This is a genomic window from Parvularcula oceani, from assembly GCF_000733125.1.
Lineage (GTDB): Bacteria > Pseudomonadota > Alphaproteobacteria > Caulobacterales > Parvularculaceae > Parvularcula > Parvularcula oceani.
In genome coordinates this window covers 129,239-154,241 of record NZ_JPHU01000005.1, presented here as the reverse complement: position 1 = coordinate 154,241, position 25,003 = coordinate 129,239, and the positions used below count along the sequence as shown (strand labels likewise).

26 protein-coding genes are annotated in these 25,003 nt (G+C 70.2%); 12 read left to right on the top strand and 14 right to left on the bottom strand.

Annotation, left to right across the window (positions count from 1 at the left end; genetic code table 11):
• Positions 1–89: 89 nt before the first annotated feature.
• Both IE88_RS0107710 and IE88_RS16465 read right to left on the bottom strand, forming a co-directional pair.
• The gene (locus tag IE88_RS0107710; RefSeq protein ID WP_031552515.1) at positions 90–863 is read right to left on the bottom strand and encodes an enoyl-CoA hydratase-related protein; all 774 of its coding nucleotides are present in this window, start codon (positions 861–863) and stop codon (positions 90–92) included.
• Between the two features lie 20 nt (positions 864–883).
• Positions 884–2,089, bottom strand: a complete 1,206-nt coding sequence (locus IE88_RS16465) for a cation:proton antiporter (RefSeq protein WP_036766825.1) — start codon at positions 2,087–2,089, stop codon at positions 884–886.
• Positions 2,090–2,211: 122 nt separating this feature from the next.
• On the opposite strand from IE88_RS16465, the gene IE88_RS0107700 reads away from it, so the two are divergent.
• Together IE88_RS0107700 and IE88_RS0107695 are read left to right on the top strand one after the other, a co-directional pair.
• Entirely contained in the window at positions 2,212–2,763 is a 552-nt protein-coding gene (locus tag IE88_RS0107700) for a hypothetical protein (RefSeq protein ID WP_051881651.1), read from the top strand.
• Between the two features lie 41 nt (positions 2,764–2,804).
• Positions 2,805–3,764: an NAD(P)/FAD-dependent oxidoreductase gene (locus IE88_RS0107695; protein ID WP_031552509.1), complete on the top strand. Its 960-nt coding sequence runs from the start codon at positions 2,805–2,807 to the stop codon at positions 3,762–3,764.
• Here the strand turns inward: IE88_RS0107695 and gloB are convergent.
• Positions 3,761–4,540, bottom strand: a complete 780-nt coding sequence (gene gloB / locus IE88_RS0107690; RefSeq protein ID WP_031552506.1) for a hydroxyacylglutathione hydrolase — start codon at positions 4,538–4,540, stop codon at positions 3,761–3,763. The genes IE88_RS0107695 and gloB overlap by 4 nt on opposite strands.
• Before the next feature lie 64 nt (positions 4,541–4,604).
• Here gloB and IE88_RS0107685 point away from each other — a divergent pair, with 64 nt between their 5' ends.
• The gene (locus IE88_RS0107685; RefSeq protein WP_051881649.1) at positions 4,605–5,378 is read left to right on the top strand and encodes a class I SAM-dependent methyltransferase; all 774 of its coding nucleotides are present in this window, start codon (positions 4,605–4,607) and stop codon (positions 5,376–5,378) included.
• On the opposite strand, the gene metW is transcribed toward IE88_RS0107685, so the two are convergent.
• Positions 5,342–5,944: a methionine biosynthesis protein MetW gene (gene metW / locus IE88_RS0107680; protein WP_031552499.1), complete on the bottom strand. Its 603-nt coding sequence runs from the start codon at positions 5,942–5,944 to the stop codon at positions 5,342–5,344. The genes IE88_RS0107685 and metW overlap by 37 nt on opposite strands.
• On the bottom strand, positions 5,941–7,068 hold the full coding sequence (gene metX / locus IE88_RS0107675; protein WP_051881690.1) for a homoserine O-acetyltransferase MetX: 1,128 nt from the start codon (positions 7,066–7,068) through the stop codon (positions 5,941–5,943). Before metX ends, metW begins: the two co-directional genes overlap by 4 nt.
• Positions 7,069–7,165: 97 nt before the next feature.
• Here metX and IE88_RS0107670 point away from each other — a divergent pair, with 97 nt between their 5' ends.
• Together IE88_RS0107670 and hisC are read left to right on the top strand one after the other, a co-directional pair.
• Positions 7,166–7,828: a DUF4328 domain-containing protein gene (locus tag IE88_RS0107670; RefSeq protein WP_031552492.1), complete on the top strand. Its 663-nt coding sequence runs from the start codon at positions 7,166–7,168 to the stop codon at positions 7,826–7,828.
• On the top strand, positions 7,825–8,952 hold the full coding sequence (gene hisC, locus IE88_RS0107665) for a histidinol-phosphate transaminase (RefSeq protein ID WP_031552490.1): 1,128 nt from the start codon (positions 7,825–7,827) through the stop codon (positions 8,950–8,952). Before IE88_RS0107670 ends, hisC begins: the two co-directional genes overlap by 4 nt.
• On the opposite strand, the gene IE88_RS0107660 is transcribed toward hisC, so the two are convergent.
• Genes IE88_RS0107660 through ftsE form a run of 5 tightly spaced genes read right to left on the bottom strand, consistent with a single transcriptional unit; the run spans position 8,946 to position 12,997 of the window.
• Entirely contained in the window at positions 8,946–9,893 is a 948-nt protein-coding gene (locus IE88_RS0107660; protein ID WP_031552488.1) for a DUF2125 domain-containing protein, read from the bottom strand. The two genes, hisC and IE88_RS0107660, sit on opposite strands and share 7 nt — an antisense overlap.
• Positions 9,890–10,639, bottom strand: a complete 750-nt coding sequence (locus IE88_RS0107655; RefSeq protein WP_036766821.1) for a lysophospholipid acyltransferase family protein — start codon at positions 10,637–10,639, stop codon at positions 9,890–9,892. The genes IE88_RS0107660 and IE88_RS0107655 overlap by 4 nt, the downstream gene beginning before the upstream one ends.
• Positions 10,633–11,250 carry a YdcF family protein gene (locus IE88_RS0107650; protein WP_051881648.1) on the bottom strand — a complete coding sequence of 206 codons (618 nt, stop codon included), beginning with the start codon at positions 11,248–11,250 and terminating at the stop codon, positions 10,633–10,635. Before IE88_RS0107650 ends, IE88_RS0107655 begins: the two co-directional genes overlap by 7 nt.
• Positions 11,251–11,300: 50 nt before the next feature.
• The gene (locus IE88_RS0107645) at positions 11,301–12,218 is read right to left on the bottom strand and encodes a cell division protein FtsX (protein WP_051881646.1); all 918 of its coding nucleotides are present in this window, start codon (positions 12,216–12,218) and stop codon (positions 11,301–11,303) included.
• Positions 12,215–12,997, bottom strand: a complete 783-nt coding sequence (gene ftsE / locus IE88_RS0107640) for a cell division ATP-binding protein FtsE (protein ID WP_238319281.1) — start codon at positions 12,995–12,997, stop codon at positions 12,215–12,217. Before ftsE ends, IE88_RS0107645 begins: the two co-directional genes overlap by 4 nt.
• Before the next feature lie 38 nt (positions 12,998–13,035).
• Between ftsE and IE88_RS0107635 the strand changes: the two genes are divergently transcribed.
• Positions 13,036–14,088, top strand: coding sequence for a zinc-ribbon domain-containing protein (locus IE88_RS0107635; RefSeq protein ID WP_031552478.1), 1,053 nt, complete (start codon positions 13,036–13,038; stop codon positions 14,086–14,088).
• 49 nt (positions 14,089–14,137) lie between these two features.
• Positions 14,138–14,656 carry a phosphoribosyltransferase gene (locus IE88_RS0107630; protein WP_031552475.1) on the top strand — a complete coding sequence of 173 codons (519 nt, stop codon included), beginning with the start codon at positions 14,138–14,140 and terminating at the stop codon, positions 14,654–14,656.
• Positions 14,657–14,660: 4 nt separating this feature from the next.
• On the opposite strand, the gene IE88_RS0107625 is transcribed toward IE88_RS0107630, so the two are convergent.
• Entirely contained in the window at positions 14,661–17,153 is a 2,493-nt protein-coding gene (locus tag IE88_RS0107625) for a DUF4175 domain-containing protein (RefSeq protein WP_081871510.1), read from the bottom strand.
• 126 nt (positions 17,154–17,279) lie between these two features.
• On the opposite strand from IE88_RS0107625, the gene IE88_RS0107620 reads away from it, so the two are divergent.
• Positions 17,280–17,651: a DUF5658 family protein gene (locus IE88_RS0107620; RefSeq protein ID WP_156032483.1), complete on the top strand. Its 372-nt coding sequence runs from the start codon at positions 17,280–17,282 to the stop codon at positions 17,649–17,651.
• 6 nt (positions 17,652–17,657) lie between these two features.
• Here the strand turns inward: IE88_RS0107620 and IE88_RS0107615 are convergent, their stop codons facing one another.
• Positions 17,658–18,434: an alpha/beta fold hydrolase gene (locus IE88_RS0107615; protein ID WP_036766820.1), complete on the bottom strand. Its 777-nt coding sequence runs from the start codon at positions 18,432–18,434 to the stop codon at positions 17,658–17,660.
• 61 nt (positions 18,435–18,495) lie between these two features.
• Between IE88_RS0107615 and IE88_RS0107610 the strand changes: the two genes are divergently transcribed.
• From IE88_RS0107610 to infC, 3 genes are all read left to right on the top strand, one after another.
• Entirely contained in the window at positions 18,496–19,650 is a 1,155-nt protein-coding gene (locus IE88_RS0107610) for a glycosyltransferase family 4 protein (RefSeq protein WP_202900456.1), read from the top strand.
• Positions 19,647–20,522: a glycosyltransferase family 9 protein gene (locus IE88_RS0107605; protein ID WP_031552461.1), complete on the top strand. Its 876-nt coding sequence runs from the start codon at positions 19,647–19,649 to the stop codon at positions 20,520–20,522. The genes IE88_RS0107610 and IE88_RS0107605 overlap by 4 nt, the downstream gene beginning before the upstream one ends.
• Positions 20,523–20,635: 113 nt before the next feature.
• The gene (gene infC / locus IE88_RS0107600) at positions 20,636–21,160 is read left to right on the top strand and encodes a translation initiation factor IF-3 (protein ID WP_031552458.1); all 525 of its coding nucleotides are present in this window, start codon (positions 20,636–20,638) and stop codon (positions 21,158–21,160) included.
• 58 nt (positions 21,161–21,218) lie between these two features.
• Here the strand turns inward: infC and queG are convergent, their stop codons facing one another.
• Positions 21,219–22,379: a tRNA epoxyqueuosine(34) reductase QueG gene (gene queG / locus IE88_RS0107595; RefSeq protein ID WP_031552455.1), complete on the bottom strand. Its 1,161-nt coding sequence runs from the start codon at positions 22,377–22,379 to the stop codon at positions 21,219–21,221.
• Positions 22,324–23,121 carry a 3'(2'),5'-bisphosphate nucleotidase CysQ gene (gene cysQ / locus IE88_RS0107590; RefSeq protein ID WP_031552452.1) on the bottom strand — a complete coding sequence of 266 codons (798 nt, stop codon included), beginning with the start codon at positions 23,119–23,121 and terminating at the stop codon, positions 22,324–22,326. The genes queG and cysQ overlap by 56 nt, the downstream gene beginning before the upstream one ends.
• A 223-nt stretch (positions 23,122–23,344) precedes the next feature.
• Here cysQ and IE88_RS0107585 point away from each other — a divergent pair, with 223 nt between their 5' ends.
• Positions 23,345–24,808, top strand: a complete 1,464-nt coding sequence (locus IE88_RS0107585) for an undecaprenyl-phosphate glucose phosphotransferase (protein ID WP_051881645.1) — start codon at positions 23,345–23,347, stop codon at positions 24,806–24,808.
• The last annotated feature ends 195 nt before the right edge of the window (positions 24,809–25,003 follow it).

Genomic DNA, 25,003 nt, shown 5'->3' with positions numbered 1-25,003 from the left:
GACAGGCGAGGCCGGTTCAGGCGGATCGTGATTCCCCGATTCTCTATCTCCGCCCGCATGGTTAAGGCGTTCTTAATAGATTCGCCGCTTCAGCGCAGCCAGCTCGGCGGACGCTTCTCCAGAAAGGCCGCCAAGCCTTCCCGCGCTTCGCTGTCCTTGCGCACGCGGGCGCTGATCTTCGCGGCCTCCTGCAGGAGCTGCTGGTCGAGCGGGTGCTGCCCATAGGTCGTCAGAAGGTGCTTGCTTTCGCGCAGGGCGTGGGGACCCGCCTCCAGAAGGTCGGCGAGCACGCCTTCCAGCGTCTCCTCGAGATGAGCGGGAAGGCAGACGAGATGAACAAGGCCCAAGCGCCGCGCGGTCATCGCGTCGAAGCGCTCGCCCGTCAGGAGATAGCGGCGCGCCTGGTTCAACCCGATGGCTTCGATGACGAAGGGCCCGATCACCGCCGGCACCGCGCCCAGGCGCACTGCGGGAAGAGCGAAAAAGGCGTCTTCGGAGGCCACCACGATATCGGCGCAGGCGGCGAGCGCGACGCCTGCGCCGATCGCCGCGCCATGCACCCGCGCGACGAGCGGCTTGGGAAGCATGCGAAGCTGGTAGAGGAGGCTCGCCAGGCGGCGCGCATCGTCGGCCTGGCGGTCCGCTGCCAGATGCTCCATCCAGCTGACATCCGTGCCTGCGCAGAAAGCGTCGCCTTCGGCATCCAGCACGACGACCCGGACCGCATCGGCCCGCGCGAGCTGGGCGAGCCCGGCCGACATCTCGGCCATGACCGCGTCGTCGATCGCATTGCGGACATCGGGCCGCGCCAGGGTCAGCCGGCCGATGCCGTTCTCGATACGCAGCTTGACGGTTTCCGGCATGGCGCCCTCCGCTGCAAGTCTCACGCCGCTATATAGCGCCTCTTGCGGGCCCTGGCGGTCTGGTGGACGAGGCGCGTGACCAGCGGCCTCGACGACAGCCGGGTCACGACGATCCCGGCGAAGACCGAGACGGCCGCCACGCCCAGCGCGCCTTCCTGCGCCGCCACGGAGGGGCTGCCCAAGAGGCTCAGCACGAGAAGAGCCGCCCCCGCGGCCGGGGCGCCGCCGAACCAGCTGAGGAAGGTGCGGTCCTCCTGCCGCGCATCCACCGCGCCGAGCGCCGCCGACCGGACGATGCCCCGCAGGAGCAGGACCGGCAGCAGGGCCGCGAGCCAGACCAGGAGATCGGCCTGGAAGAGGCTCGGCCCCAGGATCGCGCCCAGGCCGAAGACCGCGAGCGGCGTGCACCACTGGCGGCCCGCTTCGAAGAGGCGGCTCCGCGCCGTGCCCCGCAGCGGGGCTTCCTGCGCATAGAGGAGCCCGGCGGATGCGGCTGCCAGGACGCCGTCGAAGCCGAGGAGCAACGCCCCGGCATAGCTTGCGCCGAGGGTGAAGAGCGGCGCGGCGGGCAGGCGGGCGCCCCGCACCGGCAGGAGCCGCCCCGCCAGAAGGCCGAGCGTGCCGCCCACGGCCGCGCCGGCGAAGGCCTCGTAGAGGACGTTCTCGGAAAACGGCGCATAGGGCGCCGGCGCGATGCCTGCCGCTTCGACGAGGAGGGCGAGGGGGAGCATCAGGACGAGGCTCAGGGCGCTGTCGAGGCGCACGGTGCGCTTGGTCGCATTGGCGATCGGCGCGCGCAGCACTTCCCGCTCGTCGCCGCCGCCGACCCCGAGCGGCAGGACCGTCCCCACGAGTATGGCGGACCACAGGCCGAGCCCGGGAAGGAGAGCGAACACCACGCCCGCCCCCGCGACGATCAGGGAGGGCGCGGCCAGCACGACGAGGCGCAGGGCGGCTGGAGAGAGGCGCGGCAAGCGGCTCAGGCGGCACTGCTGGGCTGCCATGAAGACGAGGACGGCCAGGCCGAGCCGCGCCGCCTGGCGCACGGCTTCGGGGTCCGGCGTCGGCAGGCCGAACCGGCGATAGAGGAAGCCGCCCGCAATGCCCGCGCCGAGCAGGGTCACGGGCCGGTTGGCCAGCTGGCCCAGAAGGCCGAGGCGGCCCGCAGCGAGGACGAGAAGCGCGAGCAGGACGCTCAGGCCGTGAAGGTCGATGATGGTTGCCATGGTCCGGTCGGCCCTACAGCCGTTCGCGCGCGACGAGTAGCGCTTCCTCCATGTGCTTATCCCCGCGTGTTCCCCGCGCACTACGCTCGGCGGGCGAAAGCGAGGAGGAATGCGCCGTGCGAATGGAAAATGACGAAAAGAAGGACGAAAAGCCGGGGCGGCTCGCCCGGATCGGCGCGGCGATAGCGGATGTCGCGCCGACGCTGGCCGGGGCGCTGGGCGGCCCGCTCGCCGGCGCCGCCGCCGAGACGCTCAGCCGCGCCGTCCTCGGCGATGCTGCGGAAAGCCCGCCCCGCGCGCTCGAGGAGCGCCTCCTCGCACGCGATCCGGCGGCGCTCCTGGCGGCCCGGGCGGCGGAGACGGAATTCCGCAAGGCCGTGCTCGAAGCGCAGCGGGAGGCGGAGCGGATCGCCGCCGAGGACCGCGCCAGCGCCCGCGAGCGGCAGGTCGCGCTGAAGGACCGCACGCCCGCAATTCTGGGATTCGGCGTCATTACGGGGTTTTTCGGCGTTCTCGGCATCATGCTGGCGCAGGAGCTTCCCGCGCAGGCCGAGCCCGCCTTTTCCATCATGCTCGGCGCGCTGGCCACGATGACCGCGGCGGTGGTGAACTATTATTTCGGCTCCTCGGCCGGCAGCCGGGAGAAGACCGCGCTCCTCAAGGGCGTGCGCTGACGCCCTTGCCAGCGCCGCGCGAGCGGTCGACACGAGCCCGCATGAGCGATGTCCTGATGATCGGCGGCGGTGTGATCGGCCTCAGCGCAGCCCTGGTGCTCGCGCGGCAGGGGGCGGCGGTGACGCTGCTGGCCGATGAGCGGCCCGGTGCGAGCCATGCGGCCGCCGGCATGCTGAGCCCGTCCTGCGAAGGCATCCATGCGGGCGTGCGGGCCCTGCGCAGCCTCGGGCGCGAGAGCCTGGAACTCTGGGACGGGTTCGCCGCAGGCTTGAGTGCCGATCCGGCGGACGAGCTGGACTATGACAGGAGCGGCGTTCTGGCCGTCGGTTTCCCGCCGCGCGCCTTGCCGGGAGACCCCGCGCCGGTTCCGGAAGGCATCGAGGCCCCGGGGGCGGTGCTCCTGCCCGACGAAGGACAGGTCGACCCGCGCCGCCTCCTGCGCCGCCTTGCCGCTGCCTGCTTGGAGGCGGGCGTTTCCTGCGTGACCGGGCAGGCCGGAAGCCTGATATGCGAGAATGGCAGGGTCGCCGGCGCGCGCTCGGTGGCGGGGGACCGCCACTTAGCGCGGCGAACGGTGCTCGCCACCGGCGCGGCCAGCCTCGATCCCACGGTGTCCCTCGTGCCGGTGCGGGGGAGGGCGTTCCTGATCGACGCGCCGCCGGTCTCGCTTCCGCGCGTCGTCCGCTCTCCGGGCGTCTATCTCTGTCCCAAGGCGGGCGGCCGGCTCTATGTCGGCGCGACCGAAGAGGAGCGGCCCTCGGATGTCGCGCCCGCGGGGCTGTGGCACGAGGCCTGCTGGCTCATGCCCGCTCTCAGGCAGGCGGAGGTCACCGCCACCTTCGACGGCGTCCGCCCCGGCACCGAGGATGGCCTTCCGATCATACGCCGCAGCGAATGGGCCGAGGGGCTGATCCTCGCCCTCGGCCATCACCGCAACGGCGTCCTCCTGGCCCCGCTGACGGCGCGCGAGGTGGCGCGGCTGGTCTCCGAGGAAGCCTAGCCGAAATTGTCCTTGCGGCGCCGGATCTCGCCGAACACTTCCCACGGGGCCGCATCTTCGAGCCCCAGTCTCGCGGCGAGGGCCGGATCGTCCGCCCGAAGGAAGGGATTGGTGCGCAACTCGTCGGCAAGCCTGACCGGAACGGTCGGCCTGTCCTCCGCGCGCAGGCGGTCGACCTCGGCCTTGCGGGCCTGCAGCGCCGCATTGTCCGGGTCGATGCTGACCGCGAAGCGCGCATTGGCCGCCGTATATTCATGGGCGCAATAGATCGTGGTGTCCGGCGGCAGGTCCCTCAGCGCCTTCAGAGACTGCCACATCTGCGCAGGCTCGCCCTCGAACAGGCGCCCGCAGCCAAGGGAGAAGAGCGTGTCCCCCACGAAAGCCGCGCCCGCCTCGTCGAAGACGAATGCGATATGCCCCGCCGTGTGTCCCGGCGTCTCGATCACCCGGGCGCGCTGCTTGCCGATCATGACCTCGTCGCCCCCGTGCAGGGCCTGATCGCGCCCCGGAATCCGCTGCCCTTCGGCATCGGGGCCGAGAATGCGCGCTTTGTAGCGGGCCTTGAGCATCTCGTTGCCGCCCGTGTGATCGGCGTGCCAGTGGGTGTTGAGGATCAGGTTGAGCCCCCAGCCCTTCGCGTCGAGCTGGCGTGCGACCTCCTCGCCGTCCGGCGTGTCGACGGCGGCGACCATGCCGGTCTCCTCGTCCCGCAGAAGGAAGCCGTAATTGTCCCGCAGGCAGGGAAACTGGTATACGATGAGAGAGCCGTGCCGCATGGAGGCCTCCTTGTTTCGCGAGTGAGGGCGTCTTAACCCAGGGCCGGTTGCGGAGCGAGCGAGCATGCGCACGGCTGTCTCGGACATGATCGGCTTCTATGACGGGGCGCTGGGGCGCCTCGCCGCCGATCATATCTCCGCCAAGCTGTTCGAGGCCTGGGGGCCTGCGAAGAACCTGCGCGTGGCGGGGTTCGGCTATACGACGCCCTTCCTGCCCGTCTTCCGCGAGGCCGAGCGCCTGGCCGCTCTCGTGCCCGAAGGAACGGGCGTGGCGCTCGACGAGGGCGTGCCGAGCTGCCTCGTCGCCGACCATCTCTGGCCGCTTCCCAATGCGTCCATCGACCGGCTTCTGATCGTGCACGGCCTCGAAGAGGTCGCGGGCCCGCGGCGGGTCCTGCGCGAGGCCTGGCGGGTTCTGGCCGATGACGGCCTCATGATCGTCGTCTGCGCCAACCGGCGCGGCCCCTGGGCGCTCGCGGAGACGACGCCCTTCGGCGCCGGCCGGCCCTATAGCCGCAGGCAGCTCGACAACCTCTTGCAGGGCGCGATGTTCGCGCCGACCGCCTATGCCAGCGCGCTGCATTTCCCGCCCATCCAGAACGAGGCGCTGCTCAAGGTGGCCGGCGCCTGGGAGCGTCTGGGCAATATGATCGAGAGCTGGAACCTGCCCTGGCTCTTTCCCAATCTGGCGGGCGTCAACCTGATCGAGGTCCGCAAGTCGATGGCGGTGCCCATCGGCGGCAGCAAGGCCGAGGTCTTCCGCCCCGTCTTCGCGCCGGGCGCGCTGCGGCCCGCCCGGCGTCAGCGCTTCGAGCGCAGCAGGAACACCGCTTCCTGAGCCGTGAGGTTCGCCCGGCCCGGCCGCCCGGGTGAGAAGCTGCGGGCCCGGCCAGAGGAGATGCCGAAGGCCTTTTCGATGACGAAGCCTTCGGCGCGGGCCAACTCGACGAAATCGCGCACCGTGCAGAGATGGATGTTCTGCGTCTCGTGCCATTTCGCCGGAAGGGCCTTGGAGACGGGCATGCGGCCCGAGGTCAGAAGATCGGTGCGGACGCGCCAATGGCCGAAATTCGGAAAAGACACGACTGCCCCGCGGCCGACCCGCAGGGCCTCGCGAAGAGCCGCCACGGGCGATTGCAGCGCCTGGAGGGAGTTCGACAGGACCACGGTGTCGAACGCGCCCGCGGGATAGTCGCCGAGATCGGTGTCGGCATCGCCCTGGACGACGGACAGGCCCGAGGAGACGGCCTGCGCCACCAGCGCGGCGTCGAGTTCGAGCCCGTATCCGCGCGCGCGCCGTTCTTCTCCGAGCCGCCGCAGAAGCGAGCCGTCCCCGCAGCCGACATCGAGCACGCGGGCCTCGTTCTCCACGAGAGCGGCGATGAGGTCGTAGCGCGTCGTCACAGCCCCGCTCCCCGCATCGCCGCGGCGAGGAAGCCGCCGAGCACCCGGTCGAGCTCGGGTTCCTCGAGCAGGAAGGCGTCATGGCCCCTGTCGCTCTCGACCTCGACGAAGGACACTTCCGCGCCCGCGCCGTGAAGCGCCCGGACGACGCGGCGGCTCTCGGCGGTCGGATAGAGCCAGTCGGACGTGAAGGAGACGAGGAGGAAGCGTGTCTTCGTTCCCGAAAAGCAGCGGGCGAGGGCGCCTTCATCCTCGCCGCAGTCGCGGCCGAGATCGAAATAATCCATCGCCCGCGTGATGTAGAGATAGCTGTTCGCATCGAAGCGGTCGGTGAAGCTCTTGCCCTGATGGCGCAGATAGCTCTCGACCTGGAAATCCGCGTCGAAGCCGAAGCCCGGCGCGCTGCCGTTCTGGAAGCGCCGCCCGAACTTCGCTTCGAGGGCCGGTTCGGACAGATAGGTCACATGCGCCGTCATCCGCGCGACGGCAAGGCCCCGGCGGGGCGGCTCGTCGGGCGCATAGGTCCCGTCCCTCCAGTCGGGATCGGCCATGACGGCCTGGCGCCCGACCTCGTGAAAGGCGATGTTCTGCGGCGTGTGCCGGGCGGCCGAGGCGATGATGGCGGCATTGGCCACCCGCTCGGGATGGCGCGCCGCCCAGGTCAGCGCCTGCATGCCGCCCATCGAGCCGCCGACCACCGCGAGCAGGCGGTCGATCCCGAGCGCATCGAGCAGCGCCGCCTGCGCCCTGACCATGTCGCCGATGGTGACGACGGGAAAGTTCAGCCCATAGGGGCGTCCCGTCCCGGGATCGATGCTCGCGGGCCCCGTCGAGCCCATGCAGCCGCCGAGGACGTTCGGGCAGATCACGAACAGCCTGTCCGTGTCGAGAAGCCTGCCGGGTCCGATCAGCCGTTCCCACCAGCCGGGCTTGCCGGTGACGGGATGCTCTCTTCCGGCGAACTGATCCGCTGTCAGCGGATGGCAGACGAGCACTGCATTCGTGCGGTCGGCATTGAGCGCGCCATAGGTCTCGTAGGCGACGGTGACCTCGGGCAGCGTCACGCCGCTATCGAGGGAGAGCGCGCCCAGCCGCGCAGTTTCGCCTTCGCCCGGCGGCAACAGGCCGCCCGCGCCGGTGTTGGTCACGGTGCCGGAGTCCTTTCCTCGCCCCGCACGGGGTTAGGGCCCCAGGGCGCGGCTGGCAATGCGGAGGAGAGGTATGGCGGAGGAGGAGCGGATCGCGAAGCTGAGGGCGCAGGGCTATCCGCGCGGCCTGAAGACGCTGTTCGCCGTGATGACCGGCGCGCTCCTGGTCCAGCTCGTCCTGCACGGCTTCACCTTCGCGCTCGAAGTCTTGGCACCCGGCCGCGTGGCGGCGGATGCGGGTGGAGAGCGCGGCCTGCTCCGCCACCTCTATCTCGGCTCGTTCTGGATCTTCGCGCTCGCCATACCGATCGGCTGCGTGACCTGGATGCGGTGGCTCGACTGGTCGGTGAAGAATGCTCTTGTCGAGGGGCGCGGTTTCGGCCGGACGCCGGCGCAGGTCGTCTGGGCCTATTTTCTTCCCGGCATGAACCTCGTCCGGCCGCTTCAGGACCTTCGCGCCCTGCTCGCCGCGGCGCGGCCGGACCCGCCGCGGCGGGGGGTCATCCTCGAGCTGTGGTGGATCGTGACGCTCTTCCACCTCGCCACCATGCTGTTCGATCTCGATGGCGGAATCGACCGGATCACGGCGCTCTCTTCGGCGCTCGGCGTTCTGTCCCAGATGCTAGCGCTGACGGTCCTGCGCATTTTCGCGGCCCGTCAGCCCCATTCCGGCATCGAAACCGGACGCGATCCTGCCTATAGGGCGGGCGAAGCAGCATCGGAGCCCCGCGCATGAGACCGGAACCCCGCCCCGGCCTGATGGACATCGTCCCCTACAAGCCCGGCAAAGCCGGCGAGCCGAAGGAAGGACGCAAGATCTACAAGCTGTCCTCGAACGAAAGCGGCCTCGGGCCCGCCCCGGCGGCGATGAACGCCTTCGCCGAGACGACGCCCATCCTCGAATACTATCCCGACGGCTCGGCCGCGCCCCTCAAGGCGGCGCTGGCCGGCCTCCACGGCCTGCCGGCGGAGAACCTCTTCATCGGCGCAGGGTCGGACGAGATCATCGCGCTCCTGATCCGCGCCTATGCGGGCGAGGGGGCATCGATCGTCCAGACGCGCCACGGCTTCTCCTATTACTGGCTGGCGGCCAAGGCGGCGGGGTCCGAGCCGCTCTTCGCCGAGGAAACCGACCTTCACGCCGATGTCGACAAGATCCTCGCCACGGTCGCGGAGAACACGAAGCTCGTCTTCCTCGCCAACCCGAACAATCCGACCGGCACCGTCATCCCTGCGAGCGAGATCCGCCGCCTGCGCGAGGAACTGCCAGAGCACGTCATCCTCGTCCTCGACGGCGCTTATGCCGAATACATGGAGGATGAGAGCTATACCGACGGCGCCGACCTCGTCGCCGAGAGCATCGCGGATGGCACCGAGAACGTCGTCATGATGCGCACCTTCTCCAAGATCTACGGCCTCGGCGGCCTGCGCGTGGGCTGGTGCTATGCGCCGCGCGCCATGATCGAGGTGCTCGACCGCATCCGCAGCCCCTTCAACGTCAACGCGCCGGCCCTCGCGGCGGCCGAGGCGGCGGTGGGCGATCAGGACTTCGTGAAGCGCAACCGGGAGCACAATCGGCGGGAGCGCGACCGGGTCCGCCAGCGGGTCGCGGGCTGGGGCTTCGGCATCGTGCCGAGCCACGCCAACTTCCTTCTCCTGCACATGCGCGGCGACAGCCCCGAGGCGCGGGCCGAGGAGGCGGCGGAGTTCCTCGCCTTCCTCGAGAAGGAAGGCGTCATGGTCCGCGCCGTCGGCGGCGCCTGGCTCCCCGAGCATGTGCGGGTCTCGATCGGATCGGAGGAGGCGAATGACGCCTTCCTCAGAGCCGCCGAAGCCTTTGTCGAAGGCCGCGTTCAGTAGGCCAGGCGCGGCAGCCTGCCGACAGGGACGGGGCCGATGCGCAGCGCCCCGTCCTTTGCGATCAGGGGCAGGGCCAGCTCGTCGTTCTCGCCGCCTGCGAGACCTGCGAGCAGGCGCCCCGTATCCTGCGCCTGCCCGGCGGGCACGACACCCAGATTTCCAAGGACCATCATCAGCGGCACCGGATTGCGCAGGCGCAGATTGACGCGTCCTTCGGGATAGCCGTTCGTCTGCAGGATGAGCGAGCCGTCCCCCGCGACCAGCGCCGGCTTCACCTCGCGCCCGGGCGCGGCGGCGAGCGAGAAGGCATCGACCGTCAGGAGATCGCGGCGGCCCGCCGCTTCCGACAGCGCCGCATTGACGTAAGGCAGGTAGACGGTGCCCGTCTCGCTGCGCAATTCCATCTTCTCGGTCGCAAGCCCCAGCACGGCCGAGCCGTCCTCGTTCCGGACCCAGTTGGCCCGGCCGCTGGCGAGGGCGAGCGTGCCGGTCCGCCCCTCCGCGCTCAGGCCGCTGGTCTCGATCGCGAGAAGATCCTCTTCGAGGCCGACGCGCAGATCGTCGGCGCGCAGCGCGAAGCGTTCTTCGAGATAGGTCACCGACTGCTCTCCGCGCGGCGCGAGGATCAGGCGCCGCGGGTCATAGGGCAGGGTGATGACGAGCAGCCTCTCGGCCTGCCAGGACCAGGCGCCGGGTTCGGCCCAGGAGGGCGCGTCGATCACGGCGCGCAGCGTGCCGGGGAAGCCCCGGACCCGGATATCGCCATGGGACACCGTGCGCCCGGCGCGCCGTTCGGCCGCGATCCACGCATCGATCTCGTCGCGCATGACGCCTGCGCCCCAGACCCACAGCGCGGTATAGGCGCCGAGGAGGGTGAGGGCGACGGCGAAGACGGCGAGGAAGCGTCGGCGCGGACGCCGCACCTGTTCTGTCGTGGTCACGCGGCGGAGTCTCCTTCGCAGGCGGGGCCTCTTCGGGCCACGGCCTGAGCTTCGAGTGTGCGGGTGGCGGGCTCTATGGCGAGCTGCAACCCCTTGATCAGGGCCGGCCTCGGCGTGTCGGCCGGAATGGGCGCCAGGACTTCGACGGTGATGGTGCCGGGCCTGCGCAGGCTGCCCGGATGGCACCAGAAGACGCCGGCATTGTGGGCGACGGGCGTACAGGGCAGGTCCAGCGCCTTGGCGAGGGCCGCGACGCCGGGCTGGTAGGGCACCTGCTGGCCGACGGCGGTGCGGGTGCCTTCGGGGAAGATCAGGATCTGCGCGCCGCGCGCCGCGGCGGCCCTGGCCTGGTCCACCATGCCTCTCAGCGCCTTGGCGCCGGCGGCGCGGTCGACGAAGACGAAGCCGTTCGCGCGGCAATACCAGCCGAAAAGCGGCAGGCGGCCGAGTTCCTTCTTGAGGACGAAGCAGGGCTCGCGGAGCAGGGCCGTCATGGCGAGCGTCTCCCACATGGCCTGATGCTTGACCGCGAGCAGGCCCGCGCCCCGCGGCAGGTTCTCCCGGCCGCGCACCTCATAGCCGAGGCCGCATATCGCTCTGAGGCCCCAGAGGACCGTGTGCGCCCACATCTTGGAGGCGGCGAGCGACCAGTCGCGCCGGACGAGGGCGGGCAGGAAGAAGATGCCGAGCACCAGGACGGAGCCCCACATCCATACCGCGAACAGCCAGGAGCGCAGCTTCACCATGGCTCCACCACCGAGCGCAGGCGCATGAAGAGGAGCTTGGCGTATTCGGAGGCGAGAACGTGCCAGGCGGCGGGAGAGGCGATCCATCCCCGCTCGGGCACGGTGCGGCTGTCCACCGGCACGCCGATCACGACCAGTTCCGGCGCCAGTTCCTCCATCTCGGCGCGGGCGCGCTGGAGATGGAAGTTCGAGGTGACGAGATAGACGAGCTCGTAGCGATGGCTGCGCAGCCAGCTGCGCGCTTCGAGCGCATTGCCCTTGGTGGTGCGGGCATAGGGGCCGAGATCGACGCAGCATTCGAGGACGGCCGCGCTGCCGGTGCCCGCGAGATCGGCCTTGGTGATCTGCGGGTTCACGCCGGAGATCAGGACGCGGTCGCCGATGCCCGCTTCGTGAAGGCGCAGCGCCTCCTCGATCCTCAGGCCCGCCCCGCCCGTCAGGGCGACGATGCCGCGGGCCTCGGGCGGGATGGAGCCCGCCGCGGCCTTCAGCGCGGCGGGCGTCGCCTCGGTCGCGCGCGGCATCGAGAAGGCGAAGGCGAGAAACCCCGACAACAGCGACATGCCGATGATCGCCGCGAGCGAGGCCGCCGCGACGAAGAGGCGGCGCATCCGGTCGCGGTTCCGGCCTGGCGGCCCCTGCGGGATGGCGGCCGCGCTCGTCAGGACGAGAAACTCCCGCGGAGGGTGCGCATCACGGTCACCCGCGCGGTCAGCGTCGCCACCACGCAGAGGAGCAGCGGCACGATGGCGAGCCAGGCCAGCATGGCCGGGTCGGCGCCGATGGAGGGCAGGAAGAAGCCGTCGCCCTCGCCGCCGAAGCTCGCCGCCGCGAAGAGGATAAAGGCCGCCGCGGCGGCGCCCGCGGCCCCGCCGCGCAGGGCGAGAGAGAAATAGCGGCGCTGGACCTGGCCCGCGACGAAATCGTCCGTCGCGCCGACCAGGTGCAGCACCTCGACGATGCGGCTGTTCGCGGCGAGACCCGCGCGCGTGGCGAAGATGATGACCGCAGCCGCCGCCGTCATCACCATGGCGAAGACCAGGAAGGCGAGCGCCTCCATCCGGTCGGCCGCCGCCACCAGCCGGTCGTTGAAGGCGCCGTGGTCGTCGAGGCTCGCATCGGGCGCGACCTCGGCGACCGCGGATCGCAGGGCGCCCAGATCGCGGCGCAGCTGCGGCGTCACGTCGGCCGTCAGGAGCGCCGGGACGGGAATGTCCTCGGTCAGATTGTCCCGCCCGAGCCAGGGTTCGAGAAGGCGCTCGGTCTCGGCGCGGCTGAGCCGCGCGATCCGGTTCACGCCGGCCCGGTCCCGCAAGAGCTCCTCGACGGCGGCGGCCTGCTGGGCGATATCCGCCGGGTTCGCGCCCTTGACCTGGATCGTGACGGTGCCGGTCAGGTCGCCGGTCCATTCCGCCACGGCGCGCGAGACGACGAAATTCGCGATCAGGGCGATGCCCGCCATGAAGGCGAGGATCGCGATGACGATCATCAGCGGCGTTCCGGCGGCGCCCGCCTCGGGCAGGAGCGGCGCCGCCCGGCGCCCCGCTTCGCGTCCGGACAGGGCCTGCGGCGCGCTCATGGCATCGTCTCCGGCTCGCGGGCCTTCTCGGGCAGCGGCCCGTGCAGGGTGACCCGCCCGTCCTTGAGGCGCAGGATGTTCTTGCCGAGGCGCCGGACCAGGCCGAGATCATGCGTCGCGACGATCACCGCCGTGCCCAGGCGGTTGAGCTCGATCAGCAGGCGCATGATCTTCTCGCCCATGACCGGATCGACATTGCCCGTCGGCTCGTCGGCGAGGATCAGGTCGGGCTTGGCGACGAGCGCCCTCGCCAGCGCCACGCGCTGTTTCTCGCCGCCCGACAGCATGGGCGGGCGGGCATCCATCCGGTGGGACAGGCCGACCCAGCTTAACAGCTCGGTAACGTCGGTTGCGTAAGTCTGATGCGGAACGCCTGCGACGCGCATGGGCAGCGCGACGTTCTCGAAAGCGGTCAGATGGTCGAGCAGACGGAACTCCTGGAAGACGACGCCGATGCGCCGCCTGAGCGCCGGGAGCTCGCGCGCGGGCATGTGGCTGACATCCTGCCCGAAGACCTCGACATGCCCCTCCGTTGGGCGGTGCGCCATGTAGATGAGCTTCAGGAGCGACGTCTTGCCCGCGCCGGACGGCCCCGTGAGGAAGCGGAAATCGCCCTCGCGCAGCACCATTCGGGCGCCGTGCAGCACCTCTCTCGTACCATCATAGGTCAGGCCGACATCGTCCAGGCGGACGATCACGTCGCCGCGCGGAACGCTGGGGCCGGACGGTGCGCCATGGCCCGCCGGGGCGCCAGGGGAGGGGGTCTCGGACATCGACATGAGCAGTCCGACTTGTACCGATGGACACGGCGCACGCAATGCTGATCTCGTGTCCCGAATGCGAGACCGACTACCGGGTCCCCGCCTCGGCCATCCCGCCGGGCGGGCGCGAGGTCCGCTGCTCCGCCTGCGAGGCGACCTGGTTCGAGCGCGGCGAAATGGCACAGGTCGTCGCCGCCGCTGCCAGCGGCGCCGATGTGACGCCGCCGCGCCGGCCGGGCGGGGGCGGGACCTCCCAGCGCGCAAGGCGGGCGCCGGAGGCCCTTCCGGCGAAACGGTCTTCGACCCGCTCCGTCGCGCCGGGCGAGATTCTTCCGCCGGCGCTTTCGCCTGCGCGCGTGCAGCAGCAGGCGCTCGTCACGGTCTTCACGGAAGAGGCGCGGTTCACGGAAGAGGCGGGCCGCGCGGTGGCGGAAGCCGTGCCCTCCCGGATGCCTGCGCCCTCCAGGATCGGTTCGGCGGCTGCCCGCCTGCGCGACGGCCTGATGGCGGCGCTCGGGACGTGGCGCGCCGAAGAAGCCCCGGCGAGCCCGGGCGATGCGGCGGCCCGCGATACCCGGCGGCGCCTTCAGGTGCATGCGGCGAATCGGATGACGCCGCTGCGGCTCCTGGGCTGGACGGCTTGGATTGCGAGCCTTGCCGGCCTCGTCTTCCTGCTGGTCGCGCGGCAGGACCTCGTGCGCAGCGTCTTTCCGCCCGCGGCCAGCATCTATGAACGGATCGCGCCCAGCGCGCCGCCCCCGGGGCTGCGCGTCGAGGCGCGGCTGGAACGCTTCGGATTGTCGAGCGAAGGGCCGGTCGCCGAGCTGCGCGGCCTCGTCCGCAATGCGGGGGCGAGCGCAGCCGTGCCGAGCCTCGCGCTCGCGGTCACCACGGCCGAAGGCGAGGAAGTCCAGACCCTGCCGCTGCCCAGAGTGAGCCTGCCGCCCGCCGGCGAAAGGCCGTTCACCGTTCGCGCGCTCGTTCCCGAGGGCGCGCAGGGACTTCGGCTGCAGGTCTCGCCTGCGCAAGGCGGCGTGGAGCGGATGCCCGTGCCGGTCGCCGCCACGCCGGCCGGGCATGCCGGGCCGCCGCGCCTCGACATGCGCTGAGCAGCCGCCTTCTTTTCTCTGCCGGAAGAACGCGTCTAGGAGCGTCGTCATGAAAGCACTCTTCGACGAAGCCGCGATCTCTGACGGCTGCGACCGCCTCGCCAGACGCATCGTCGCCGATCTTGGAAGCGACTTCGTCCTCGCGCCGGTCCTCACCGGCGGCTTCGTCTTCGGCGCCGACCTCGCGCGGGCGCTGAACCGCCACGGCGCCGACCCGGAGATCGACTTCGTCCAGCTCGCCTCCTACGGGCACGGGCGCGAAAGCTCGGGGCTCGTGCGCGTCGTGAAGGACTTCACCTCGCCCATGGCAGGACAGACCGTCCTGCTGGTCGACGACGTGCTCGATTCGGGCCGGAGCCTCGCCCATGCCACGCAGATGCTGCGCGAGCGCAAGGCGGCGCGGGTGGCGATCGCGGTCGCCGTCGACAAGAAAAAGGAACGGGCGGTCGAGGTGGCGGCGGATTACGCGCTGTTCGAGGCGCCCGCCGATGCCTTCCTCGTCGGCTACGGCATGGACGATGCGGGGCTGAAGCGATCCGTGCCCTGGATCGGCGTCCTGAACGACTGAGGGATCAGAACCGCTCGAGGAGCCGTTCGAGATATTCGCGCTCCTCTTCGGGCAGGTCTGGATCGGCCACGCGGCGGCGGAGCGCCTCGATGACCTCCCGCACCCGCTCGGGATCCGACAGGGAGGGAATCTCCACCCCCGTCTCTCCCTGCCGGCCATAGGGCCGCCCGAGGGGGTCGCGCCCGCCTCCGATCTGCGCGTCGCCGGCGCGGTTTTCTCCGTCGCCGCTCTGCCGGGACGCCCGGCCTTCGCTGTCCTCGCTCTCCGCCTCGGCGATCTGCGAGGCGCCTTCGCGCAGCGCGCCCAGCGCCTGCTCCTGGAGATCCTGCGCCGCGCCGAGATCGCCGCGTTCGAGCGCGCGCGCCGCATCCTCCATCGCTTCGCCTGCACGGCCGAGGGCCTGATCCGCTCCGCCCTGCGCGGAAGGCGTTTCGCGCAGCTCTTCGAGCGCGTCGGACAGGGCCCGCTGATCCTGCGCCAATCCGCCTGATCCGCGCTCGCCGCGTCGGGCCGAGAAAGTCTCGTCGGACAGGCGGCGCTGCCGGTCGATGAGATCGCCGGCCTGATCGAGCGGCCGGCTCTGTCCCTGGCCGCTCTGCCCCGCGCCGGATCCGCTTCCCTGGCTCTGTCCCTGCGCCTGGCCTTGCCCCTGTCCGTCCTGCTCGCCCTGGCCGCCTTGCGTGATCTGAAGGTTCTCCAGCATCTGCTCGAGCTGGCTGAGAAGTTCGCGCGCCTCGTCTTCCGCGCCGCGGGCGGAGGCGTCCCGCATCGCGTCGAGAAGCTCGTCGAGATCCCGCGCGCCGAGCTGCTGCGCGTTCTGGTCGGGCGGCGCCATCGCGTCGCCCGACTGGGCGAGGGCGGCGACATAGTCGTTCATCGCCTGGCGCAGCTCCTCGATCAGGCGTTCGATCTCCTCATCGGGCGCCCCGTCCTCCAGCGCCTGGCGCAGCGCCGCCTGTGCCTCGTCGAGCCGCTGGCGGGCGAGGGCGAGCCCCTCGTCCTCGAGCTCTATCGCGAGCGGCCAGAAGGCGCGCACGATGTCCTCGGTGTTCTCGCCCCTGTCGCCGAACACATCGTGATAGGCCGTGCGCAGCAGGAGATATTCGCGCGTGCTCTCCGCCGTCCGCTCCGGCGCTAGGGTCAGGGCATCGAGAAGGCGCGCCGTGCGCGGCCAGGACGAGGGCGCCATTGCGAGCTTGCGCCGCTCCTCGATCACCGTCCGCGCAAGCGGGTTGTAGAAGCTACGCTCCGGCAGGGTGACGGCAACGGGAGGCGTCGCGGCGGCCTGTCCCGCTCCGTCGCGGATGCGCACGGACAGGGTGACCGCAAGCCCCGCCCAAGGGTGTTCGGTCAGGTCGAGCGCGACGGTGCGCTCTCCGGGCACGCCGGTCAGGGCCGGCATCTCGACGATCTCGGTGCGGTCCAGCATCGCCTCGTCGGGCTGAGGTGCGTCGGGAGCGATGTCCTGTTCGGAGGCGAGCCGCAGCACGGCCTCGGCCTCGGCGATGCCGTAATCGTCCTCGGTCAGGAGGGTGAGCGCGACGCGGGTGCCGCCTTCCTCGCCAAGATCCTCCAGAAGCCGGATCGCCGGCGCCTCATCGGGCACGACCTGCACCGGCCACACGGCGCGCGCGCCGCCCGCCCGCACCGAAAGAGCCGCGTTCTCCGACAGCTCGCCCTCCGCGACGAAGGCGCCGTCGCCGCGTTCGCCGTCGAGGCGTTCCCGGCCCGAGCGGGTGACGAGCCGGGCCCGGGTGCGCGGCGCGCGGTCGCCCGCGCGGGTCAGGCGCAGCTGCAGAAGCGTTCCCTCGGGCACGGTGACCGCGGGCTGCTGGCCGTCGGGCAGGGGAACGGATTGCGCGAGCAGGACCGGCGGACGGCCGGTATAGCGCGGCGGGTCGAGCCAGATATCCGCCGTGACCGGCCCGCCCGGGGCGATGGCCGGCGTGAACGCCATGCGCAGGCGCTCGGGCGCCTCACCGCCCGAGACGATGAGGCCGAGGACCAGAAGCAGGGCCACCGCATAGCGCAGGCCGAACGGGTCGGCCTTGTCGGCGCTCGCGCGCGGGCGGCCGATGCGCAGCCGGGCCGCTGCCTGCCGCAGCCGCGCCTGATGGGTCTGCCAGTAAGGATCGTCCGTGCCCGTGCCGAAGGGGCGGTCCTCGAGCGCGCGCAATGCCGCGGGCCCAAGGCCGCTATCCTCTTCGATGCGGCGGAGCGCATCGTCGCGCCGCGGCCAGCGCGCCCGCGTGAAGACGCGCATGGCGGACCAGGCCGCGACCAGCAGCGCAGCCAGGAAGAGAAGCGCATGCCCCCACCAGGGAAGACGGCCCAGAAGCCCGAAGAGCCCTGCGGCCGCCAGCGCGCCCAATGCCAGAAGCCCCGGCAGCAGCAGCGGCAGCACCCGCTCGAAGGCGAGCACGGCTTTCGCGGCCCCTGTCGGCAGGGCGTGTCGGCGCGGGCGCGGGCGCGGCACGGTCGGGCGGCGGGCTGTCATCTGTGGGAAACTCTAGCGGCAGGACGCTTGCCGGTCACCTGTGCGATCGGTCAGGGTAAAGAAACCTCTAAGGCCCGGCTCTTGCAGCCCCGAAGACATCGAGCAGCAATGACTTTGGAAGCGATCATGACGGCAGGCACGGCTTATGCGGCGCGTTGGGCAAGAGTGGGCGAGGCGGCGGCGCGGGCCCGCGCCATTCCCTCGAACAGGATCGCCGCATTGCTGATCGTCGCGATCTACAATGCCGCCGGTTTCGCCGACGTCGCCTCGACCACGATGGGCCTTCAGGCGGGCGCGGCCGAGATGAACCCGGTCATCCGCTCCTTCATGGACGCGCTTTCCCATTACTGGGTGATCCCGAAGCTCGGCAGCCAGCTCCTCGTCAGCGCGATGATCCTGTGGTTCCCGCACCGCTTCGTGCTGTCGATCTTCTCGGTCGCCGTGCTGACGACATTGCTGGTCGTGCTCAACAATCTGCGCATCATCGGGATGCTCTGAGCCGGATCAGCAGCCGAGCGGCGCCAGCACCCTCAGAAGCCTGGCGATGTCGTTCGGCGTCGAGAGGCGATGATCGGCGTCCTTCACCAGGGTGACCGTGATATCGTCCCCCTCCATGTGCTCGGCCGTGCGGACGCCATGGGTCCAGGGCACCGATTCGTCCTTCGTGCCCTGGATAATGCGGACGGGGCAGGGGATGGGCAGCGGCTCGTGCAGGATCAGGTGCTTCGCCCCGTCCTCGAACAGCGCTTTGGTATAGACCATCTCGCTGTCGTCATAGGCGGAGGGGAAGGCGACGCGGCCGTCGCGTTCGAGCTTCGCCTTGTCCTCGGCGCTCCAGTCCTTGCGCGTCAGGTCCTGCGTGAAATCGGGCGCGGGCGCGAGGAGGAGGAGGCCCGCGAGCCGCTCGGGCCGCCTCTTGGCGATCAGCCCAGCGATCCAGGCTCCCATGGAGGAACCGACCAGGACCTGCGGCCCGCTCGTCAGATTGTCGAGGACATGCAGCGCATCGTCCAGCCAGCGCCCGATCGTGCCGTCCTCGAACTGGCCCTCGCTTTCGCCGTGGCCGGTATAGTCGAAGCGGACGCAGGCCCTGCCGGCGTGTTCCGCCCATTCCGAGACGGCCTCCGCCTTGGTGCCGCGCATATCCGAGGCATAGCCGCCGAGCCACACGATGCCCGGCCCGCTGCCCTGCGACCGCAGATAGGCGATGCGGCCGTTCGGACCGTCGGTGCTGAGAGCGGCGGGGCGGGCGGCGTTGGTGCCGGAGTTCTTGTCCGTCATGATTTTCCTCTCTACCGCGAGGGCGATGGTGCACCCAACACACAAGCTCAGCGAGATCTGCGTGCTGCAGGTCATCCCCGCGCTCGACAGCGGCGGCGCGGAACGGACCACGCTCGAAGTGGCGCGGGGCATCGTCGCGGCGGGCGGGCGGTCGATCGTCGCCTCGCAAGGGGGGCGGATGGTCGCGAGCCTCGTCGCCGAGGGATCGGAGCACATCCACCTGCCCATGGCCGCCAAGAGCCCGCTCGGCATGAGGCGGAACCGGGCAGCGCTCGAGGCGCTGATCGCGGAGCGGGGCGTCGACATCGTCCATGCCCGATCGCGCGCGCCGGCCTGGCCGGCGCTGTGGGCGGCCAGAGCGACCGGCGCGGCCTTCGTCACCACCTATCACGGCGCCTATTCGGGGCGCTCCGCGCCGAAGAAGCTCTATAACTCCGTGATGGCGCGCGGGGACGTGGTGATCGCCAATTCCCGCTTCACCCGCATGGCGATCGAGGAGGCCTTCGGGCGCTGGCGGTTCCTGCGCGGCAGGGAGATCGCCACCATTCCGCGCGGCGCGGATCTGTCGGATTTCGGTCCCGCCGCTCTTTGCGGAGAGCGGCGGGAGGCGGCCTTCGGCGCGTTCGGCGGCCGCGATGCCGTCCGGATCCTCCTGCCGGGCCGCATGACGCCCTGGAAAGGACAGCGCGTCCTGATCGAGGCGGCACGGCGGTTGCAGATGCGCGATGGCCTGCCCCCGCTGCATTTCGCCCTCATCGGCGACGCGCAGGGGCGCGGGAGCTATGTGGAGGAGCTCAAGCAGATGATCGCAGCAGAAGACATCGGCCGCACCGTGCGCCTGCACGGCCACTGGAACGACATGCCCGCCGCCTATGACTGGTCGGACATCGCCGTTTCCGCCTCCACCCGCCCCGAGGCCTTCGGCCGCGTAGCGGTGGAAGCGATGGCATCGGCACGGCCGGTCGTCGCGAGCGCGCATGGCGGCAGCCTCGAATCCGTGGTCGATCGGGAGACCGGGCGCCTGGTGCCGCCCGACGATCCGGGCGCGCTGGCCGATGCCCTGGGCGATCTGGCCGGGGACGCGGCGATGCGGACCCGCATGGGCGCCGCAGGCGCGGTGCGGGCGCGCAAGCTGTTCTCGACCGACGCGATGGTCGCTGCGACCTTGGCCGTCTACGAGAAGGTCCTGGCCAAGCGGCAGGAGGCGCCTGCGTGACCCGCGCCCCGGTCCTGATCCTCAAGCGGGACCGCCTGCGCCACTTCGTCGAGGCGGAGCCGGCCTTCGTCGCGATTCGGCAGGCCCATCCGGGCGCGCGCATCGATCTTCTGACGAGCGAGGCCATAGCGCCTCTGGCCCGGGCAAGCGGATTGTTCGGCCGCGTCACGACAGGGGCCGGCATGTCCGGCCTGCCCGCGGGGGGAGGCGGCTACGCGGCCGTCTACGACCTCGATGCGGGCTCTCCGGGGCTCGCAGGTCCGGCCATGCGCAAGCTCCTGCACGATGCGGGCATCGCCGTGCCGCAGCGGCTTCCCGATCTGTCCTTCGCGGCGGAGGCCCTCCACCGCGCCTGCGGGACGGCGCCCGCATGCCGCGCGGCGCAGCGTCCGTTTCTCCTGATGATCCTTCCCGAGGCCGAAGAGGAGCGCTGGCCGGCCGCCTCCTATGGCGAGCTGGCCGTCCGCCTGGCGGGGCGCGGCATGGCCGTCATCATCACCGGTCCGGCGAAGCTCGGCGGCTTCGCGGAGCGATGCGTCTGGTCGGCGAGCCGGAAGCTCCGCGATCCCAGAGCGGTTCTCGCCGATCTGACGGGCTGGACCGACAGCGCCCGCCTCGCAGCCCTCGCCTATCGGGCCGAAGGCTTTCTCAGCGGCCCGTGTGACGGAATGCACCTCGCCGCTGCGATGGGGACGGGGGGCATCGCCCTCCTGCCGCGCGACGATTGCGGTGACGCCGACGCGCTGTTCGGGCGCAATGTCGTGAGGCTGACCGCGGCCGATCCGGGCACGGTTCCCGTCGGAACCGTCCTGTCCCTGCTCGAAAGCATGCGGATCGTTCCCTCCGAACGGCTGCGCACTGCTGCGGGATGAAAGGTCTTGATTGAACAAGACCCCCCAAAGCCTATATAATCCCTCATCCGCCTCGAGCGGATAGAGTCATTTCTGCAGTTACCACGAGGAGAGACCCCATAGCCCGCAGACCGATGAACATGACCCCGCCCAAGCAAACGGGCCCGCGCATGAACGACCAGATCCGGGCGTCGCGCATCCTGGTGATCGACGCGGAGGGGGAGAAGCGGGGCCCGATGTCGCTGGACGACGCGCTCGACATCGCGTCTGACGCCAGTCTCGACCTCGTCGAGATGTCCCAGAACGGCGACGTCACCGTCTGCAAGCTGATGGATTGGGGCAAGCACAAGTATCAGCAGCAGAAAAAGAAGAACGAACAGAAGAAGAAGCAGAAGACCGTCGAGATCAAGGAGATCAAGATGCGTCCGAACATCGACCAGCACGACTACGAAGTCAAAACCAAGGCGATGCGCCGCTTCTTCGACGAAGGCGACAAGGTGAAGGTCACGCTGCGGTTCCGCGGGCGCGAAATGGCCCACCAGGAACGCGGCATGCAGCTTCTCAAGAAGGTGCAGGACGAGTTCGAGGAATCGACCAAGGTCGAGGCCCTGCCCAAGATGGAAGGCCGCCAGATGATGATGGTGCTCGCTCCGCGCTGAGGCCGATCGTCAGCAGGACGATGCCAAGGCCCCTGCCATTCGGCGGGGGCTTTTCTTTTCAGGAAGCGAAGAGCTCCCGGCGCACCTCGGGCTCTGGCTCCTCGCGCTGCATCCGTTCGAGCGGCCCTGCCGGGCCCTCGAGCCTCCGCCAGGCCCAGACGGCGGCGCCCCGCACGAGGGCGCTTTCGTCCTCGAGCCGCGGGCGGAGGGCGTCGCGCAAGGCGGGCTCGCCCGAATTGCCGATCGCATAGCAGACATTGCGCACGAAGCGGTCACGGCCGATCCGCTTGATCGGCGAGCCGGAGAAGAGGCTCCGGAAGGCCGGATCGTCCAGCCCGGAAAGGTGTGCGAGCGAGGGGGCCTTCAGGTCCTCGCGCGCCCGAAGCTTCGCTTCGGAGGCCTCGCCCGCGAACTTGTTCCAGGGGCAGACGGCAAGGCAGTCATCGCAGCCATAGATGCGGTTGCCGAGCGCCTCTCGGAATTCGCGCGGGACCGGCCCCGCATGCTCGATCGTCAGATAGCTGATGCAGCGCGTCGCATCGAGCTTGTAGGGCGCGGGGAAGGCATCTGTCGGGCACACGTCCTGGCAGGCCCGGCAGGAGCCGCAGCGGTCGTCATGCGCAGGATCGGGCGGCAGGTCGAGCGTCGTGTAGATGCAGCCGAGGAACAGCCATGAGCCATGCTCGCGGCTGACGAGATTGGTGTGCTTGCCCTGCCAGCCGATTCCGGCCTGCTGGCCGAGCGGCTTCTCCATCACGGGCGCCGTGTCGACGAAGACCTTGAGCTCGCAGCCGAAGCGCTCCGCCATCCAGCGGCCGAGCTGCTTCAGGCGCTTCTTGACGACGTCGTGATAGTCCCTGTTGCGCGCATAGACAGAGATATTGCCGACGGTGCGGCGCGCCAGCATGGCCATCGGATCCTCATCGGGCCCATAGGACATGCCGAGCGCGATCACGGATCGGGCATCCCCCCAGAGCCCTGTCGGGGAGGCGCGCTGCTCTGTCCGGGTCTCCATCCACGACATCTCGCCGTGGAAGCCCTGGGCGAGGAAGGCGTTCAGCCCGTCCCGCGCAGCTTCGGGCAGCGCCGCGGCCGCGAAGCCGCAGGCATCGAAGCCGAGAGCCTTGGCCTCGGCGCGGATGTCCTCGCGCCGGGCTTCGCGATCACGCGCCCCAGGCGATGAAGTGCGGGTTGTCGTAGCCACGCTCCTCCTTCCCATAGCGCAGGGGCACGCCTTCGCCGTCCGCGCCGAACTCGTGGACCCGGCCGCCCGCGGCTTCCAGGACGGCCTGGCCTGCCGCCGTATCCCATTCCATGGTCCGGCCGAGGCGCGGATAGACATCGGCCTCGCCCGTCGCGACCAGGCAGAATTTCAGCGAGCTGCCGGCGGGGCGGAAATCGGTGGCGCCGAGATCGGACAGAAGCGTCTCCGTCTCCGCGGAGCGGTGAGAGCGGCTGGCGACTGCGGTGAGGGCGCCATCGGGCCGCGCCCGCGTTTCGATCGGCCGCGGGGCCGGCGCGCCGTCGAGCGAGGCATCGGGCGCCACGTCCCGAACCCATGCGCCGCGTCCTCGCGCTCCGGCGAAAAGACGGCTCATCGCCGGCGCATAGACGACGCCCGCCACGGGAATGCCGTCCTCGACCAGGGCGATATTGACCGTGAACTCTCCGGTCCGGTTCACGAATTCCCTCGTCCCGTCGAGCGGATCCACCAGGAAGAAGCGCGTGCCGAGATCGGGAATCTCTCCGCGGGACGCCGCTTCCTCGGCCAGAACCGCGACATCCGGATAGGCGTCGGCGAGGCCGTTCAGGATCAGGGCCTCGGCCGCTTCGTCCGCATCGGTGAGGGCGGAGCCGTCTTCTTTCTCGCGCGCCTCGAAATCGCCTTCGTAGATTTTCATGATCACACGGCCCGCAGCATGCGCTAGCGCAATCAAGTTGTTGAGATCGTGATCCATCATGCCTCTCCGGAAGTGTGCGCAGGTGGTAAGGGTTTTTTGAGCGAAGGGAAGCCGCCCGGCGTATAAACTGCGTGGCGGGCGGCGCTGAGGGATTTTCACGACCGGCCTAGCGGAAAGGTTCGGGCTTCGCCCCGTTTTAACCGGAACGCGGCATGGTGCTTGAACGGGGAGAGCCCCGGTGGATCGCACAGATCGGTCCGGCAGTCTGGCCGGCCAGGGGATTATGGCCAAGGAAACGATGAAGAACGGGGCGATCCAGGGACGGCAGGGCATGATGACGCCGCCAAGGCGGCGGGCGATCATGTCGCGCGAGATGTGCGGCGATCTCGCCGCGGCGCTGACGCTGCTGATCGTGACGGGCGCGGCCTTCGCGACCGCGCCCCTGGCCGACATCAACAAGCCGATCGACGGCATGACGGTGCAGAGCGACCCGATCATTCTGGTCTGCACCGGCTTTCTGGGCGGGCTCGCCCTGGTCGAGGCGCTGCGCCAGGGCGGCTATTTCCGCTTCGACCAGCTGCTCGAGACCTGGGCGGTCCTTCGCGGCATCGTCTGGCGCTGGGCGCTGACGCTGCTCAGCCTGATCGCGCTTTGCTATGCCTTCGGCATCATCACCTTGTTGTCGCGCGAATGGCTCGCGGCCTGGGCGGCCACGGCCACGGTGGGCCTCATCGCGGGCCGCTTCGCGACGGCCGCGGTCCTGCGCCGCCTCGCCACCGACGGGGGCAGCCTCTGCCGCAAGATCGCCGTGGTGGGCGACGGCCCGGTGACCGAGCTGTTCATCGAGCGGGTGCGTCAGCGCGAGAGCGGCGTGACGGTGGTCGGCCGCTTTTCGGCCGAGGAGATCGAGCGCCCCGGCGAAGGCGCGCTCGCCCGTGCCGCCGCGCTGGTCGAGGCCGGGCAGCTCGACGACCTGATCCTCTGCGTGCCGGCGCAGGACGAGGACCGGATGGACCGCATCCTCCACCGCCTCTCCGTCCTGCCGATCCATGTCGCCATGTGCCCCGACCATCTCTGGCTCGAGCGCGGAATGGGGCAGGTGACGACCATCGGCGCCATGCCGCTGCTCACCTTGCACCGCCGCCCGCTCGAAGGGTGGGGCGGCTTCGCGAAGATCGTCGAGGACAAGCTGATCGCCGGCCTCCTCTTCCTGTTCACGCTGCCGCTGATGGCGCTCTGCGCGCTCGCCGTGCGGCTCGACAGCAAGGGGCCCATCTTCTTCATCCAGAACCGCCAGGGCTTCGCCGGCGAGATCTTCCCGATCGTCAAGTTCCGGACCATGCGCGTCATGGAGAACGGCCATGTCGTCACGCAGGCCAAGAAGGACGATGCCCGCGTCACGCGGGTGGGGCGGATCCTGCGCCGCTACAGCCTCGACGAGCTGCCGCAGCTCTGGAACGTGCTGCGGGGCGACATGTCGCTGGTCGGCCCGCGCCCGCATGCCCTCGCCCATGACAAATACTATGTCGACGTGATCTCGGACTATGCAGGCCGCCACAAGGTCAAGCCCGGCATCACGGGATGGGCCCAGGTCAACGGCTTCCGCGGCGAGACCGCCGCCGAAGGGGCCATGGAAGAGCGCGTGCGCTACGACCTCGCCTATATCGAGAACTGGTCTTTGTGGTTCGACATCCGCATCCTGATCATGACCGTTTTCGCCGTGGCCCGACCCACCAATGCCTATTGAACGGTTCGCGGACGCTCCGGCGGCGATGCGCGGAGAGAACGCGGCAGATGCGAAGAAGGGGCCTCCCTGCCCGGAAGCCCCTTCGCCGCGGATCGAACTCCGGCCCCCTGGGCCCAACCGCACTCCCTCGTTATCACAACGGCGTGAGGTCGGCAAGACTTTGTCGGGTGTTGCCTAACGTCGCGCGCCTGCACT

Bases quoted from the DNA above. Each gene is read 5' to 3' on its own strand.
- IE88_RS0107655 (WP_036766821.1), bottom strand. From the start codon at position 10,639: ATGGTGAAGCTGCGCTCCTGGCTGTTCGCGGTATGGATGTGGGGCTCC.
- IE88_RS0107700 (WP_051881651.1), top strand. From the start codon at position 2,212: ATGGAAAATGACGAAAAGAAGGACGAAAAGCCGGGGCGGCTCGCCCGG.
- IE88_RS16465 (WP_036766825.1), bottom strand. From the start codon at position 2,089: ATGGCAACCATCATCGACCTTCACGGCCTGAGCGTCCTGCTCGCGCTT.
- IE88_RS0107670 (WP_031552492.1), top strand. From the start codon at position 7,166: ATGGCGGAGGAGGAGCGGATCGCGAAGCTGAGGGCGCAGGGCTATCCG.
- queG (WP_031552455.1), bottom strand. From the start codon at position 22,379: ATGGGAAGGAGGAGCGTGGCTACGACAACCCGCACTTCATCGCCTGGG.
- IE88_RS0107710 (WP_031552515.1), bottom strand. From the start codon at position 863: ATGCCGGAAACCGTCAAGCTGCGTATCGAGAACGGCATCGGCCGGCTG.
- IE88_RS0107585 (WP_051881645.1), top strand. From the start codon at position 23,345: ATGGCCAAGGAAACGATGAAGAACGGGGCGATCCAGGGACGGCAGGGC.
- IE88_RS0107620 (WP_156032483.1), top strand. From the start codon at position 17,280: ATGACGGCAGGCACGGCTTATGCGGCGCGTTGGGCAAGAGTGGGCGAG.
- cysQ (WP_031552452.1), bottom strand. From the start codon at position 23,121: ATGATGGATCACGATCTCAACAACTTGATTGCGCTAGCGCATGCTGCG.
- infC (WP_031552458.1), top strand. From the start codon at position 20,636: ATGAACATGACCCCGCCCAAGCAAACGGGCCCGCGCATGAACGACCAG.
- IE88_RS0107630 (WP_031552475.1), top strand. From the start codon at position 14,138: ATGAAAGCACTCTTCGACGAAGCCGCGATCTCTGACGGCTGCGACCGC.
- IE88_RS0107645 (WP_051881646.1), bottom strand. From the start codon at position 12,218: ATGAGCGCGCCGCAGGCCCTGTCCGGACGCGAAGCGGGGCGCCGGGCG.
- IE88_RS0107635 (WP_031552478.1), top strand. From the start codon at position 13,036: ATGCTGATCTCGTGTCCCGAATGCGAGACCGACTACCGGGTCCCCGCC.
- hisC (WP_031552490.1), top strand. From the start codon at position 7,825: ATGAGACCGGAACCCCGCCCCGGCCTGATGGACATCGTCCCCTACAAG.
- ftsE (WP_238319281.1), bottom strand. From the start codon at position 12,997: ATGTCGATGTCCGAGACCCCCTCCCCTGGCGCCCCGGCGGGCCATGGC.
- IE88_RS0107615 (WP_036766820.1), bottom strand. From the start codon at position 18,434: ATGACGGACAAGAACTCCGGCACCAACGCCGCCCGCCCCGCCGCTCTC.
- IE88_RS0107650 (WP_051881648.1), bottom strand. From the start codon at position 11,250: ATGCGCCGCCTCTTCGTCGCGGCGGCCTCGCTCGCGGCGATCATCGGC.
- IE88_RS0107695 (WP_031552509.1), top strand. From the start codon at position 2,805: ATGAGCGATGTCCTGATGATCGGCGGCGGTGTGATCGGCCTCAGCGCA.
- IE88_RS0107685 (WP_051881649.1), top strand. From the start codon at position 4,605: ATGCGCACGGCTGTCTCGGACATGATCGGCTTCTATGACGGGGCGCTG.
- IE88_RS0107625 (WP_081871510.1), bottom strand. From the start codon at position 17,153: ATGACAGCCCGCCGCCCGACCGTGCCGCGCCCGCGCCCGCGCCGACAC.
- gloB (WP_031552506.1), bottom strand. From the start codon at position 4,540: ATGCGGCACGGCTCTCTCATCGTATACCAGTTTCCCTGCCTGCGGGAC.